This window comes from Lysobacter sp. Soil_C_15 (assembly GCF_057657315.1).
In genome coordinates, this window is record NZ_JBDGIR010000016.1 from 41,411 (window position 1) to 55,916 (window position 14,506).

Below are 14,506 nucleotides of genomic sequence, written 5' to 3' on the forward strand. Positions count from 1 at the left end.
ATGGCCTGAGGGCGGAAGGACTAAGCGCGCTTAACTCCCTGCGTCCCCCACGGCATACAGGTTCGCCACCGCCACTACTCCGCCGGCGCCGTGCACCGGCACCAGGATGCGCCGATATTCCTCGCCCTCGAACGCGTCCAGGCGCGGCCAGTGCTGCGGCAAGTCGGACGAGACGAACACCTGCACCGGCACCGGCGGCCCGTCCTCGGACCAGTCCAGGGCCGGATAGCCGAGCGCGGCGCCCCAGCCCTGCGCGGCGAAGCGCCCGCGCACCGCGCCGCCGCCGAACCAGTGCCCGGCCAGGGCGCTGAGCTGATGCTCGTTCGGTTCGCCGGGCGCCAGCGTGCCGTACACCGCCAGGCGCGTATCGGCGCCGTAGCGGCGTTCCAGCCGCTGCTCCAGCGCCTCACGCTCGGCCGCGGCGCCGCGGCCGCGCAGGCGGTTGAGCGCGCGCAGCAGCGCCAGATCGTCGGGGCCGAAATCGATCGGGGTCATCGGCTCGTCCATAGCAGCGCAGGCGGTCAAGCGCGCTTGGTCCCCTGCGTGCCGTCTTTGCTCGCGGGATTCAGTTCGCCAGCCAGCTCCGCGAACTGCGCCACCATGAAGTCGACCAGGGCGCGGATCCGCGGGGTGTCGCGCAAGTCGGAGTGGAAGCCCAGCCGCACCGGGCGCAGCGGCATCGCCTGCGCCAGGGCCACGCGCTGCAGCGACGGTTCGCGCTCGCCGAGCAGGCAGGGCAGCACCGCCATCGCCGCGCCGGTGCGCACCGCGGCCAGATGCGCGCGCAGGCCGTTGCAGCGCAGCACCGTGCGCGCCGAATGCGCGAGCGGCGGCAACCACTGCTCGTGCGGCACCTCGCCGGCGGCGCGGTCCAGATAGGCCAGCGCATGGCCGGCGAAACCGTCGCCGGGTTCGGGCCGGCCGTGGCGCTGCAGATAGTCGTCGCTGGCGTACAAGGCATAGGCGACATCGGCGACCCGGCGTTCGATCAGGTTTTCCTGGGTGAAGGCGCCGAAGCGCAACGCCAGGTCGGCTTCGCGCCGGGCCAGGTTGTAGACCCGGGTGTCGTTGCTCAGCTCGATCTCCAGCCCGGGATGCATCGCGCCGAAGCGCGCCAGCATCGGCGCGACCACCTCGTCGCCGAGCCAGTCCAGGCTGGTCACCCGGATCTCGCCCGACAGGCCGGTGTCGCGCGCGGCGACCTGGCGCTGCACCGCCGACGCGCCGGAGTCCATCTGCTCCAGGCCCTCCAGCAGCGAATGGCCGAGCGCGGTGGCGCGCAGCCCGATCGCTTCGCGATCGAACAGCTTCGCCCCCAGGCGCTGCTCCAGCGCCTCCAGCCGCCGCCCGACCGTGGGCTGGCTGGTGCCGAGCGCACGCGCGGCCGCGCTCAGCGTGCCGTGGCGCGCGATCGCCAATACGGTCTTGAGGTCGTCCCAATCGATCGACATCGTCCAACCCGCTCATGCGTTTGCGTAGGCCCGGCATGCCGCGTCGTCGACTGCGATCGCGGCGGCCGCTTCCTAGACTGTCACGACCGCGGCTCCCGACCAAGCCGCCGATGCGACCGATGTCCGCTTCTATCGACAAAAACCATGGGGCCGGCCGGTTGCGGCTCGACCATCTGATCCTGCGCGTCGCCGAGCCCGAGGCGTCGGCGCAGTTCTACCGGCGCACGCTGGGGCTGACCGCAGCGCGCGGCGAGTCGCCGCTTCTGAACGTATTCCTGGCCCTGCGCCTGGCGCCGGACTGCGTGATCGATCTGCTGCCGCAGGCGCCCAGGGACCCCGCTCTCGCCCTGCACACCGATCGCGCCGGCTTCGACGCGGTGCGCACGCGATTGCGCACGCTGCGCATCGGTCACGGCGGCGGCCCGTTCGTGCGCGACGGCCGGACCGCGGCGCAGTACGGCGCGCGCGGCTGGGGCGAGGCGCTGTATTTCCACGACCTCGACGGCCACAACATCGAGGTGAGGACTTACGACCCGTGCTGATGCGGGCGACACGGGCTCCGCCCGGCATCCGTGCGGGCCGGATGCGGCGACCGCAGCGGCCGGCAGCGCAGCCAAGGCCGGCGCCGCCGGACGGCGGCGCCGGCACGGATCAGGGCTGCTTGACCGCGTTGGACGAGCTGTTGGCGACATAGAGGCTGGTGCAGTTTTCCTGGGTATCGAAGGTGAATTCGATATAGGAATCCGCCTCGACGCTCTGCACCGCCGAGATCATGGCGGCGTTGTAGGTGATGCAGCGCACGTAGCGCCCGCCCGAGTTCTGCGCCTCGCACACCGCGCCCGCGCTGCCGGTACCGACGACGCTGATGCCGCAACCGATCACCTGGTTGCCGTCGGCGCTGTTGCGCGCGGTGCCGAGCATGCCGTAGGCGCGGAATGCGTTGCCCTGGGCGTTGTTCTCGACCGTGACCGGGACGTTGGACTTCAGGCCGGCCTGGGCCGCGCCGCAAACCGCTGCCAGCATCGCCGCGGCCAGCGCGGTCGGAATCGTCCGATTCATCGTGTTTCCTCCTTGAAAGCCCTCCGGAATGGAGAGCATGCGGCGACTGGAACACGCACCTGCGGCAACCACAATCGGCGCCGGCGCCGCCTGCGGCGTTGTGCGCGCGGCGTCGCGCGTCCGGCGGGGCCGCGGTCGCAATCGCATCGGCCTGCATCGGCCGGGGCGCCGGTCCACGCGGCCCGGCGGCGCCCGGTCGGCCGCCATGGCCGCCCGCGTGCGCGACTCCGTCTGCTACCCTCGCCAGCGGCCGTTACGGAAGCGACGGTCCTGCCCGACGTCAGCGAACAGACTCATGGACCGAATGCTCGTACCGCTCGCCTGCGCCTGCCTGCTCGCCGGCTGCGCCCGGGTCGACGCCAAGGCCGTCGACATGGACATCGGCCGCCTCTATCCGGGGTGCCGGCTGCAGGAACTCACATCGACGCAGACGCTGCGCGGTAGCGACGAGCAGTTGCTGGCCAGGTTCACCTACACCTGCGCGGGCGGCAGCCAGCTCAAGTACGGCCACCTGGTGTACACCAAGGCCATGAGCACCGGCTTCTACAGCTACTGCTGCGCGCGCGAGGCGACCGCCGAGGAGTTGTAGCGACACCCACAAGGACGCAGGGAGTTAAGCTCGCCCAACTCCCCGTCCCTGGTCCTGCCGCCATGGCCGAGCGCCCGCAAGTCGCCGCCGCCACCGTCGCCCGCCTGTCGGCGATCTGCCTGGGCCTGCCGGAAGCCTGGGAAGAACCCGCCTGGACCGGTACGCGCTGGATGGTCGGCAAGAAGAATTTCGCCCATGTCGTCGCCATCGCCGACGGCTGGCCGCCGGCCTATGCGCAGGCGGCCGGCCATCCCGGGCCGCTGACCGTGCTGACCTTCCGCTTGCCGCAGGCGCGCGCCGACGCGCCGCGCTTCCGGCGCGCGCCGTTCTTCCGGCCGGTCTGGTTCGCCGACATCGTCGGCCTGGCCCTGGACGCCGGCACCGATTGGGACGAGGTCGCCGACCTGCTCGCCGAAAGCTATTGCGCGCTGGCGCCGAAGAAGCTGGCGGCGCTGGTGGAGCGCGGCTGAGGCGGCGAAACCGCTCAGGCCGCAGCGTGGCCTTCGACCGAGCGCAGCCAATCCATCAGCCGTTCGCGTTGGATCGCCGCGTAGTCCGCGTCTTTGAGCCGGATGTCCGCGTCGGCCAGGTAGTGCCACAGCCAATGCGGGGCTGCGCCTCCGGCCAGCGCCAGCAAGGCCGCGGCGCGCTTGCTTCGCTGCTGCCAGGGCGCCAGGTCCGGCTTCGACTGCGGCTCGCTTTCGCACAACGCTCGCAGCACGCCCGCCAATCGCGCCAGGATGCGGCGTTCGCGAGAAGCCGCCGCGGATTGCGCGGTTCGCTCGGAGGCAAGGGCGACGGGCTCGATGTCCATCGCGGTATTCCATCCCAGTCTTCGCATCGGCACAAGCTGCGCCGATGCGAAGACGCAATGCATTCGGCGCCGGCGAACCGGCTGCCGCAGCAGCCGGATCGGGGACCGGACCGGGGACCGGATCGATGAAGCGCTTTGGCGCGTTTCTCAGCGCCCCGGCGGGGTCGCCACCGCCGCGTCCCAGTCCAGCACGTACCACCACCAGTCGTTGTGCGCGCCGCCGTAGCTGCCGACGAAGTTGGGGATCTTGCCGAGCCAGTACAGGTGCCAGCCGCGGTCGGCGGCGGCGTAGCCGTCGGGGAAGCTGCAGCGGGGGCCGCCCCACTTGCTGCAGTCGTTGGTCGTGGTCGCGCCGGTCAGATCGGGATAGCGCTCCCAGTCGTCGCAGGTGTTCGGCTCGCGATGCGGATTGGTGAAGTCGTAGCCCCACCAGTTGTTGGGATCGAACACCGGCGTGTTGAGACTGCCGTGGATGTTGCCGCAGGCGGCGGTACCGACGTCGAAGCCGCGCATGGTGAAACGCTCCAGCGGGTTCGGCCCGGGGATCGCCTGCTGCGGCGGCGGACCGTAGGTGTTGCGCCACTGGCCGAAACGGTGCTCCATCGTGCCCTCGACCCGATGGCCCATGTCCTCGAGCATGCGCTCGGGCTCGCGCTCGTAGTTGAAGCCCATGATGTTGAGCTTGACGTTGCAGCCGGTCAGGGTGTGCGGGATCGGCGCGCCGTTGGTGTCGAATGCGCCAGGGCCGGTCATGTTGGCCTCCCAGAAACCGAAGTACGGTCCGCCCCACAGCCACAGTTCGTCGATCTCGTAGCGGTTGGCGCGCTCGCACACGCCGTGCTCGCGCAGCGCGGCGACATAGTCGAAGTCCTCCTGGCGCGGGCAACTGTGCGGGCGGTCGGCCATGCAGCGCTGGTAGCTTTCGTCGGTATAGACCGGGTTGGCGGTGCGCTTGGGGAAAGCGTCCAGGCGCAGGTGCTCGGCGACGGTGTACTGCACCACCCGATCGCTGGCCTGCTCCAGGAACTCGATGTACTGCTGCTCCAGCACGCGCGGGTCGCGCCAGCCCATCGCCAGGTTCAGCGGCAGGTCGATGCGCTCGCCGCTCAGGCGGTACTCGATGGTCGGGTTGTACTCGATCACCATCACCCGCTTGTGGATCGGCTCGTCGACGCGCGGATCGGCCGAGCGGCCGACGCCGGCGAACAGGCCGCTGACGTTTTCCCAGGTATTCCAGTTCGGCTCGGTGCGGCGCAGCACCTGGTTGCCGCAGACCACGAACTGGCGCAGCTTGCCGTCCTGGTACGGGGCCGAGTGGAACGAGGTGATCGGGCTCTCCGAGCCGCAGGCGGCGTACACCGCGGAGCTGATGTCTTCCCAGGCCGGCCAACCGCCGGCCGCGGTCTGGGTGCGGCGATACAGGCTGCCGCCGCGGACCAGGAACTGGCGCTGCAGCCCGTCGGGGTAGACCGCGACCGAGAACGAGGTGATGCGCGCGTCGCCGGTGCCCGGGAAGGCGCTGTCGATGTTCTCCCAGGCATGCCAGCTGTCGACGCCGGCCTGGATGCGCCGGTAGACGTGGCCGCCGCGGGTCAGGAACTGGCGCAGCAGGCCGTCGCCGTAGCGCTCGGCGTCGAACGCGGTGATCTCGCCCGAGCCGACCAGGCGGCTGCCGTTGAAGGCGGCGGAGATGTTCTGCCAGTCGTTCCAGTTCGGCTCGGTGCGCAGGTAGATGCGGCCGTTCTTGACCAGGTATTGGCGCAGCAGGCCGTCGGCATAGACCGCCGGGGCGAACGACGACAAGGTGGAACGCTCCTGTGCGGCGGCCGGGGCGCACACTGCGGCGCAGGCCAGGGCCAACGCGGCGGCGGCCAGCGGCAGCTGGCGGCGCCAGCGCGGTGGCGTAGCGATGACGGGGGCGGGGGTAGGCTTGAGATTCATGATCGTGACTCCTCGGTTGGATGACCGCGGCATCCGGCCGCGGCATCGAGGGGTACGAGCGCAGGCGGCGGAACCTGACATGGCGGTCGCCTAGCCGCTTTCTGACCGACAAGGGGTAGCAGCGGCACGAGCCGCGACCGCGATGCGTCCGCCGCGGCGCCATCGCATGGAGCCGACGAGGTCATCAGCCATTGGCGTTGCCGCGCGATCGGCCGCAACGGTCGCGGCTGGCGCCGCTGCTACCCCGCGGTACCGCAACGACGGGACCAGTCGCGACTCAGACGCGCCCGCCAGGGGCGCAACTCGCCGACCGCGGTATGGGCGGCGGCGAAGGCGGCACGATGGCTCGCATCCGGTTCGCGGCGGCACTGCGCATACGCCAGCGCGAGGGCATGGAAGCGCGTGGCCGGATCGGATTTCGCCCCCGGCGCGTCGGTGGCGACGGCCGACAAGGCGCGTACCGCGGCGGCCAGGTCCGCGGCGGCAGCCGGGCCGGACATGGCCTCGGGTCTCGCGGCGGCGCGCTCGCCGGCATCGCGCCCGCCGGCATCCGCCCGCGCGATCCAGGCCAGCGCCTGCAAGCCCTGCGCATCGCGACGCGCCGGCGCCTGCGCCGGCAAGTGCGCGGCGTCGCCGCCGATCACCTCGGGCAGGCGCGCCAGCGCCGCCTGCGGCCGGCCGTCGGCCAGTTCGACCAAGGCTTGCACGTACAGCGCATGGCGCAGAAAGCTGTCGTCCGCGCCGAAGTGCGCGCGCGACTGCCCCGCCACCTCATCGGCCAGGGTACGCGCCTCGGCCAGGCGCGCCTGATCGATCAGGGCCACGCTCAGCACCCGGCGCAGGATCAAGCCGTCGGCGCGGTCGCGGATGCCGCAGGGACCGATCATCTCCAGCGCCCGGCGCAGGCGCCGTTCGGCGTCGGCGGGACGGTGCTGGTCGATATCGAGCATGGCCAGGTTGCCGAGCGCGCCGTAATGCAGGCGGCACGCGGCCGGGCGCTGCAGCGCGGCTTCGGTCAATTTCAGCACCTGCCCGTAGGCATCGCGCGCGGTCGGCGCGTCGTCGCGTTCGCTGGCCAGGTTGGCGCGCCACAGTTGCAACTGGGTGCGCAGGTCCGGATCGCGCAACGGCCGCGCGCCGGCCAGCGCCAGGGCCGCGTCCAGTTCCTGGCGGGCCTGGTCGGAGCGATGCAGGTGGTGCAGGTAGCCGATCCGGCGCATGCGGGTCTTGACCAGCGCCTCCGCGTCCGCGCCCGGATCGGACCGCATCAGGCCGATCGCCGCGGCCGCGGCGCGGTCGGCTTCTTCCATGCGTCCGAGATAGGACCAGGCGCGCCCGTTGGCGGCCAGCAACGAAGCGCGCACGCGCGGGTCGCGATCGCGATCGCCGAGCAACTGTTCCAGGCTGCCCGACAACAACTCTCGCGCCGAGACCTCGCCGCCGTCGGTCTGGCGCGGCCGCGCTTGCTTGAACAGGTCGACGAAGTACTCGGCGGTGGCCTCGGCGCGCCGCTGCGCCGTCGCCGCGGCGTCGCGGGCGACGCGGGTCTGGGCCAGTTCGCGGTCCAGCCGGTGCAGGTGATAGGCGCCGCCTGCAACGGCCAGGGCCAAGCCGGCTGCGCTGGCCGCGAACGCCGGCCACTGCCGTCGCAACAGCCGGCGCAGGCGGTAAGCGCGGTCCTCGCCGCGCGCCGCCACCGGCCGATGCGCGAGCCAGCGCTGCAGGTCGTCGGCCAACGCGGCGGCGCTGCGGTAGCGTTGCGCCGGCTCCTCCACGCAGGCGCGGGCGAGGATGCAGTCCAGATCGCCGCGCAGGCGCGCCTGCAAACGCGCCGGCACGGTCGCCCGCGCCGCGGCCAGGGCCGCCGCCGCCTGCGGGTCGCGCTGGCGCAGCGCGTGGAACGCCGCGGCCAGCCGCGACGCATCGCCCGCAGTCGCCTCCGGCACGCCGATCAGCAACGCGCGCAGCAGGCGGCCGAGCTGGTAGACGTCGGTGGCGGTGGTGATCGGACGCCCGGCGCGCTGCTCGGGCGCGGCCCAGGCCGGGGTCATCGCCAAGGTCGGCGCCTGCTCCGCCTCGCCCGGCAGCAACTGCTTGGCGATGCCGAAATCTAGCAACTTGACCCGCCCGGCTTCGTCGACCAGCACGTTGGCCGGCTTCAGGTCGCGGTGCACGATCAATGCGCGGTGCGCGGCATCGACCGCGGCGCAGATCTGGATCAGCAATTCGATCCGTTGCTCCAGCGTGGTCTCGCGCGCATCGCACCAATCGGTGATCGGCTCGCCGCGCACCAGCTCCATCGCGAACCACGGCCGTCCGTCGGCGGCGATCCCGCCGTCGTACAACTGCGCGATGCCCGGATGCTGCAGCTGCGCCAACAGCTCGCGCTCGCGCTGGAAGCGTTCGGCCAAGGGCGCCAGGCCGCCCCAGATACACTTCAACGCGACGTCGCGCTCGAATGCTCCGTCGCAACGCTTGGCCCGGAACACCTCGCCCATGCCGCCGCGGCCGATCCGCTCCAGCAACCGATACGGGCCGAGCCGATGCCCGGGCCCGAGCGGATCCAGATCCGCTCCGACCGGGCCGTTGCGCGCGGCGGCCGCCTGGGTCTCGGCCCGCGCCAGCAGCGCCGCGACCCGCGCGCGCAAGGCCGGATCGGCGATGGCCTCGACCGCCGCGGCGCGCTGGGTCGGGTCGGTATCGAGCAAGACGCGCAGCCCTTGCAGGGCCTGGCGTTCGAAATCGTCGGAAGCGGCGGACATGAGGGCGGACGCAGTGCGCGAATCGGGGGACGTGCCGCAGGCAACGCGCTGCCGCGTCGCGACCGGCCAAGCCCGGGTCGCTCAGTCGGCCAGGCGATCGCGCAGCCAGGCCCGGGCCGCCGCCCAATCGCGGTACACCGTGCGCTCTTCCAGCTCGAGCAGGCGCGCGACCTCGGCCACGGTCAGCCCGGCGAAACACCGCAGTTCCACCACCTGCGCCAGCCGCGGCTCCAGCCGCTCCAGCGCTTGCAGAGCTTCGTCCAGGTCCGGCAAGCCGGTGTCCTGCGGCATCGGCAGATCCAGCGCGCAGACGAACTCGTCGCGCCGCCAGCCGCCGCCGTGCTTGTCGCAGGCCGCCCGCCGCGCGCGATCGACCAGCAACTGGCGCATGATCCGCGCCGCAGCATTGAACAGATGCCGGCGGTCGCTGAACTGCGGCGCGCGTTCGGCGTCGAGCAGGCGCAGCAGCACGTCGTGGACCAGCGCGGTCGCCTGCAAGGTGTCGTGGCCGCGGTGGCCGCTCAGCTCGCGCCGGGCCATGGCGCGCAGGTCGGCGTAGATATGCGGCAACAGAGCGTCCAGCGCATCGCGGTCGCCGGCGTTCCAGCGCTGCAGCCAGTGCCCGATCCCGGGTTGCGCCGGACCCGGCCGCGACCGGTCCGCGACCGAACTCCAGGCTCCGTCCACGGCATCGGCGGTTGCTTGCGATTGCGCTGCGTCCCGTTCCATGGGCGTACTCCTGAGCTGGTCCGTAAGCAGGAACGCGAAGCGCGCGCGACAACGGCCGCCACAGCGGCCAACCGCATCGGCCCAGCGTCGCGGCAGCGTCTGGGTATAGTGCCAAGCAACCGCCGATGGAGCCGCCGCATGTGGGATCCGGACAAGTACCTCGATTTCGCCGACCTGCGCGGGCGGCCGTTTTTCGACCTGATCGGGCGGATCGGCGCCGAGCGACCGCGGCGGGTGGTCGACCTGGGCTGCGGGCCGGGCAACCTGACCCTGGCCCTGGCGGCGCGCTGGCCGCAGGCGGTACTGGAAGCCAGCGACAGCTCGCCGGAGATGGTGGCGGCGGCGCGCGCGGCCGGGGTCGCCGCGCAACGGCTCGACCTGCGCGACTGGCGGCCGCAGGCCGATACCGACGTGGTCGTGTCCAATGCGGTGCTGCAGTGGGTGCCGGAACACCGCGAACTGCTGCGGCGCTGGGCGCGCGAACTGCCGCGCGGCGCCTGGCTGGCGGTGCAGATGCCGGGCAACTTCGACGCACCCTCGCATCGGCTGGTGCGCGAGGTGGCCGCCGGCCCGGCCTGGGCCGCGCGGTTGGGCGGCCTGGCCCTGCGCGGCGACGGCACGGTCGATGCGCCGCGCGATTACGCCGAACTGCTGGCCGACGCCGGTTGCGAGGTCGACGCCTGGGAGACCACTTACGTACAGCGCCTGAGCGGCGCCGACGCGGTGCTGGAATGGATCAGCGGCACCGCGCTGCGGCCGATCCGCAATGCGCTGGAGCAAGCCGATTGGCAGCGCTTCCGCGGCGAACTGGCGCCGCGCCTGCGCGCGGCCTATCCCGCGCGCGCCGACGGCAGCACCTGGTTCGAATTCCGGCGCGTGTTCGCGGTCGCGCGCACCGGCGCGGACTGAGCGCGCGCGGCGGCCTATGATGGCCGTCCCCGCCCGCGCCGTCCGGAGCCGCCGATGAAGCCCGCTGTCCGCCGCCGTTGTCTTGCCCTGATGCTGGCTCCGGCCGCCTGGCTGGGCCTGGCCCATGCCGCCGAGCCCGCGCCGGTGCGGCCGGTGCTGGTGATCCACGGCGGCGCCGGAGTGATCCGCGCCGGCATGGACCGCGCCGACGAAGACGCCGCGCGCGCCGCCCTGGCCCAGGCGCTGCGCGCCGGCCAGGCCGAGCTCGCCGCCGGCAAGCCGGCGCTGGACGCGGTGGTCGCGGCGATCACCGTGCTCGAGGACGCGCCGATGTTCAACGCCGGCCGCGGCGCGGTGTTCACCCACGACGGCAAGAACGAACTCGACGCGGCGATCATGGACGGCAGCGGCCGGCGCGCCGGCGCGATCGCCGGCGTGCATCGGGTCAAGAACCCGATCGCGTTGGCGCGCGCGGTGATGGACCAGTCCAGGCACGTGATGATGGTCGGCGACGGCGCCGAGGCCTTCGCCCGCGAACAGGGTCTGACCCTGGTCGACCCGTCGTACTTCCGCACCGAGAAGCGCTGGCAGCAGCTGCAGAAAGCGCTCAAGGAAGAAGACGCCGGCCAGGCCCATGCCGATGTGGAAACCGCCAAGCACTTCGGTACCGTCGGCGCGGTCGCGCTCGACGCCCAGGGCCGGCTCGCCGCCGGCACCTCGACCGGCGGCATGACCAACAAGCGCTACGGCCGGGTCGGCGACTCGCCGATCATCGGCTCCGGCACCTACGCCGACGCGCGCTGCGCGGTGTCGGGCACCGGCTGGGGCGAGTACTACATCCGCGCCGTGGCCGCGCACGACATCTGCGCCCGCGTCGCCTACGCCAAGCAAGACCTGCGCGAGGCGGCCGAGACGGTGATCAACCGCGACATTCCCGCCGCCGGCGGCAACGGCGGGGCGATCGTGCTCGGCGCCGACGGCCGCTTCGCCCTGCCTTTCAATACCGAGGGCATGTACCGCGGCTGGATCGGCGCTAAGGGCGAGCCGCAGGTGGCGCTGTTCAAGGACGACCAGCTCGCCGAACCCGCGGCCGATTGAGCGCGGACGCGGCTTCGCTGCCGATGCCGATGCCGCGCCGCCGCTGCGGTGCCGATTCTCCGACTCAGGCCGGCCCGTCCGCCGCTTGCGCGACCAGGGCCTCGACTTCGGCCCGCCATGCCTCGCGTTGCGCCGCGTCGCTGGCCGCGACCGGGCCGTACATGCGCCGGATCACGCTGTCGACGCCGCACAGGCCGAACACGCAGCGCGCCCAGATCGCCTGCAGCGGATCGCCGAACACTGCGGCCTCGCGCTCGGCCGGCGTGTTGGAGGTATTGAAGATCAAGGCATGGCGCGCGCGCAGCAGTCCGACCGGCACGCCGTCCCAGGATGTGCCGGGCGGATAGCCGTACGCCGTGTCGAGCCGGAACACGCGGTCGATCCAGCCCTTCAGGATCGCCGGCGGCTGGCCCCACCAGTTCGGATGGAAGATCAGGACCAGATCGGCGCGGGCGAGTTCGGCGCAGTGCCGCTCGACCAGAGCGTCGTCGGAAGCGGTGTTGCCGCTCTCGCCGGTGCGCTGCACCGGATCGAATCCTTGCGCGTACAGGTCGTGCCAGGCGACGGCGTAGCCGCGCGCCTGGAGCACGCGGCGCGCCGTTTCGGCGAGGGCATGGCTGAAACTGGATGGGCTGGGATGGGCGACGACGAGGCTGGCGTGCATGGCGGACGCGGCGGCAAGGGGCTTCGAACCTAACCGGATCGGCAGCCGCTGCGCCAGCGACAGCTGTCATACCGAATGCGTTCGTCCCGCTCAGCCCTTGGCCGCGACCCGGCGCGCGACCGCTTCGCTGCGCAGTTCGCGCAATGCGTCCTTGCCGATCCAGCGCGGCGCGGGGTCGGGCGACTGCGCCAGCCGCGTCGCGACCGCGATCGCCGCGTCGCGCAGCTTGGGGTTGCGCTTGCCGGTCTGGCGCAAGGCCCAGTTGACCGCCTTCTTGACCAGGTTGCGCGCGTCGCCGGCCTGCGCCTCGACCAGGACCAGTCCGCGCAGGAAGGTCTCGTCGCCTGCGGTCTTGTCGTGCACGGCCTTGGCCGCGAGCAGGGCGAATGCGGCGCGGCGCACGAACTCGTCGCGGCGCGGCGCCCATTGCGCGATCTTGCCCCAGGCCAGCGGGCTGGGCTCGAACAACTGCGAACAGACGGTGTCGCACAGCGCCCAGTTGTCGAATTCGCGCGCCCAGCGATCCATCTGCGCCGAGCTCAGCGCGGCGGGATCGTCGAGATAGGCCGCCAGCAGGCGCGCCTCATGCCAGCCGCTGTCCCACAGCGCGGCGGCAAGCGCGCGATCGCGGCCCAGGCGCTTGGCCAGGGCCTGGATCTGCCCCATCGGCACGCCGAAGGCGCGCTCGCTGGGAATCCCGAAACGCGCCATGCCGGCGCGGTTGTCGGCGCTGCCGGCGGCGCGCAAGGCGTCGAGCGCCTGGGCCAGCCGCTGCGGCAAGGGCAACGCAGCGAATGCGGCCTGCGCGGCCTTGCGCGCGGCTCGTTCGCCGCCTGCCGGCTGGAGGACGCTGCACGCGGGAGTTGGCTTGGTCGCGGTCTTGGCCATGGCGTCAGGTTTGCGCGACCGTCACCGGACGGCCGCGGCGCCAATGTACTGGCCGACGCCGCGATCCGCCATGGCCCGCGCCTCAGCCCGGACCCGGCAATTGCTTCGGCGGCCGCACCAGGCTGGCCACCACCGAGCTGCCGATGATCAGCGCCACGCCCAGCAGCGAGACCAGGATCGGGATCTTGTACACGTCGATCAGCAGCATCTTCGCGCCGATGAAGACCAGCACGATCGCCAGGCCGTAGGGCAGCAGGTGGAAGCGGTCGGCCATGCCCTGCAGCAGGAAGAACATCGCGCGCAGGCCGAGCACCGCGAACACGTTCGAGGTCAGGACGATGAAGGGATCGGAGGTGATGGCGAAGATCGCCGGGATCGAGTCGACCGCGAAAATCACGTCGGTGACGCCGATCAGCATGATCACCGCGAACAGCGGGGTGAACCAGCGCTTGCCGTCGCGCAGGATCGACAGCCGGTCGCCGTGGTACTCGTCGGTCAGTCGCAGGTGGCCGCGCATCCAGCGCAGCACCGGATTGCGTTCCAGGTCGGGCGCCTTGCCTGCGGCCATCAGCATCTTGATGCCGGTGATCACCAGGAACGCGCCGAACACGTACAACACCCAGTGGAACTTGGCCAGCAGCAGGGCGCCGGCGAAGATCAGCACGGTGCGTAACGCGATCGCGGCGAGGATGCCGATCACCAGCACGCGCTGGCGCTGCTCCTCGGGCACGGCGAAGTAGGAGAACAGCATCAGGAACACGAAGATGTTGTCGACCGCGAGCGATTTCTCGACCAGGTAGCCGGTGAGGAATTCAAGCCCGATCTGGTTGCCCGCTTCAGCGCCGGATTCGCGGCTCACGTACCACCACAAGCCCGCATTGAACACCAAGGCCAGGACGATCCAGCCCGCGCTCCACCAGGCGGCTTCCTTGAACGTGACTTTGTGCGGCCCGCCATGGCGCATCAGCACCAGATCGACGAGCAGCGCGGCGACGACGAAGGCGAGAAAGACGCCCCAGAGCATCGGGCTGCCGATGGTTTGCATGTGGTTCTCCCGGAAAGTGGTGACGGCGCGGCCGCAGCCGCGAAACGTCGTCCGGAAAGATCGGGGACGCACCTTCGCCGCTGGCGGCGAAGGTCTTGCTCGCATCCTGGCCGCCATGGGCCGGGACGCCTGTCGCACCGGGGTCGTGGACCCGTAATGACGATACGACAGCGGGAGCTACTCCCCTTCTGGCCGGCACGATAGCACGCACGGGGATGAATTTCCGTTCAGGTTTGCAAGCAAGGGCGAGGGTCGGCTTGAAATCGGCAAGCGGCCCCGGTCGCCACCGTGGCGCCAGTTGCCGTTGCCGTTGCCGTTGCCGTAAAGAGCTAGGCGCCACATCGAACTCGCGAGAACACCCTGAAGCCCCGAAGGGCGGCCCGCAAGGATGCGGGCCGTGCGCAGCCAGGCCAGGGATGGCCTGTGCGGAGCAGCCCCGCGCAAGCACCGTCCCATAGTGGCTTTTGATTCGAAACGGTTATGGCGTTTTCTTTGGTTGGCACTGTCTAACCTCAAGTGCATCACCCGGTTGAGGCTAGGCGATGGGAACCCACTAC

Annotated in this window: 15 protein-coding genes; 5 read left to right on the top strand and 10 right to left on the bottom strand. The window is 71.5% G+C overall.

Features of this window, described 5'->3' with window-relative positions:
• Positions 1-30 precede the first annotated feature (30 nt).
• On the bottom strand, positions 31-495 hold the full coding sequence (locus AC3A57_RS22635; RefSeq protein WP_487580960.1) for a gamma-glutamylcyclotransferase: 465 nt from the start codon (positions 493-495) through the stop codon (positions 31-33).
• Between the two features lie 26 nt (positions 496-521).
• On the bottom strand, positions 522-1,451 hold the full coding sequence (locus tag AC3A57_RS22640; RefSeq protein WP_487580961.1) for a LysR family transcriptional regulator: 930 nt from the start codon (positions 1,449-1,451) through the stop codon (positions 522-524).
• A 119-nt stretch (positions 1,452-1,570) separates the two neighbouring features.
• Here AC3A57_RS22640 and AC3A57_RS22645 point away from each other — a divergent pair, with 119 nt between their 5' ends.
• Positions 1,571-1,993, top strand: a complete 423-nt coding sequence (locus tag AC3A57_RS22645) for a VOC family protein (RefSeq protein ID WP_487580962.1) — start codon at positions 1,571-1,573, stop codon at positions 1,991-1,993.
• A gap of 109 nt (positions 1,994-2,102) precedes the next feature.
• On the opposite strand, the gene AC3A57_RS22650 is transcribed toward AC3A57_RS22645, so the two are convergent.
• Positions 2,103-2,510, bottom strand: a complete 408-nt coding sequence (locus AC3A57_RS22650; RefSeq protein WP_487580963.1) for a hypothetical protein — start codon at positions 2,508-2,510, stop codon at positions 2,103-2,105.
• Positions 2,511-2,805: 295 nt separating this feature from the next.
• On the opposite strand from AC3A57_RS22650, the gene AC3A57_RS22655 reads away from it, so the two are divergent.
• Together AC3A57_RS22655 and AC3A57_RS22660 are read left to right on the top strand one after the other, a co-directional pair.
• Positions 2,806-3,099: a hypothetical protein gene (locus AC3A57_RS22655; RefSeq protein ID WP_487580964.1), complete on the top strand. Its 294-nt coding sequence runs from the start codon at positions 2,806-2,808 to the stop codon at positions 3,097-3,099.
• Positions 3,100-3,161: 62 nt separating this feature from the next.
• On the top strand, positions 3,162-3,569 hold the full coding sequence (locus AC3A57_RS22660; RefSeq protein ID WP_487580965.1) for an MmcQ/YjbR family DNA-binding protein: 408 nt from the start codon (positions 3,162-3,164) through the stop codon (positions 3,567-3,569).
• A 14-nt stretch (positions 3,570-3,583) separates the two neighbouring features.
• Here the strand turns inward: AC3A57_RS22660 and AC3A57_RS22665 are convergent, their stop codons facing one another.
• The 4 genes from AC3A57_RS22665 to AC3A57_RS22680 all read right to left on the bottom strand — a co-directional run bounded on the left by AC3A57_RS22665 (position 3,584) and on the right by AC3A57_RS22680 (position 9,345).
• A complete protein-coding gene (locus AC3A57_RS22665; RefSeq protein ID WP_487580966.1) occupies positions 3,584-3,913 on the bottom strand; it encodes a hypothetical protein in 330 nt (109 codons plus the stop codon).
• A 147-nt stretch (positions 3,914-4,060) separates the two neighbouring features.
• Positions 4,061-5,854 (bottom strand): PLL family lectin, encoded by a 1,794-nt coding sequence (locus AC3A57_RS22670; protein WP_487580967.1) that lies wholly within the window; start codon positions 5,852-5,854, stop codon positions 4,061-4,063.
• 239 nt (positions 5,855-6,093) lie between these two features.
• Positions 6,094-8,616: a serine/threonine-protein kinase gene (locus AC3A57_RS22675; protein ID WP_487580968.1), complete on the bottom strand. Its 2,523-nt coding sequence runs from the start codon at positions 8,614-8,616 to the stop codon at positions 6,094-6,096.
• A gap of 81 nt (positions 8,617-8,697) precedes the next feature.
• Positions 8,698-9,345 (bottom strand): ECF-type sigma factor, encoded by a 648-nt coding sequence (locus AC3A57_RS22680; RefSeq protein ID WP_487580969.1) that lies wholly within the window; start codon positions 9,343-9,345, stop codon positions 8,698-8,700.
• A gap of 138 nt (positions 9,346-9,483) precedes the next feature.
• On the opposite strand from AC3A57_RS22680, the gene AC3A57_RS22685 reads away from it, so the two are divergent.
• Together AC3A57_RS22685 and AC3A57_RS22690 are read left to right on the top strand one after the other, a co-directional pair.
• On the top strand, positions 9,484-10,254 hold the full coding sequence (locus tag AC3A57_RS22685; RefSeq protein ID WP_487580970.1) for a trans-aconitate 2-methyltransferase: 771 nt from the start codon (positions 9,484-9,486) through the stop codon (positions 10,252-10,254).
• 54 nt (positions 10,255-10,308) lie between these two features.
• Complete coding sequence (locus AC3A57_RS22690; RefSeq protein WP_487580971.1) at positions 10,309-11,352, top strand: isoaspartyl peptidase/L-asparaginase family protein; 1,044 nt, start codon at positions 10,309-10,311, stop codon at positions 11,350-11,352.
• Between the two features lie 64 nt (positions 11,353-11,416).
• On the opposite strand, the gene AC3A57_RS22695 is transcribed toward AC3A57_RS22690, so the two are convergent.
• The 3 genes from AC3A57_RS22695 to AC3A57_RS22705 form a co-directional block, all read right to left on the bottom strand.
• The gene (locus AC3A57_RS22695) at positions 11,417-12,016 is read right to left on the bottom strand and encodes an NAD(P)H-dependent oxidoreductase (protein WP_487580972.1); all 600 of its coding nucleotides are present in this window, start codon (positions 12,014-12,016) and stop codon (positions 11,417-11,419) included.
• 90 nt (positions 12,017-12,106) lie between these two features.
• Positions 12,107-12,904: a DNA alkylation repair protein gene (locus tag AC3A57_RS22700; protein ID WP_487580973.1), complete on the bottom strand. Its 798-nt coding sequence runs from the start codon at positions 12,902-12,904 to the stop codon at positions 12,107-12,109.
• A gap of 82 nt (positions 12,905-12,986) precedes the next feature.
• On the bottom strand, positions 12,987-13,949 hold the full coding sequence (locus AC3A57_RS22705; RefSeq protein WP_487580974.1) for a TerC family protein: 963 nt from the start codon (positions 13,947-13,949) through the stop codon (positions 12,987-12,989).
• Positions 13,950-14,506 lie beyond the last annotated feature (557 nt).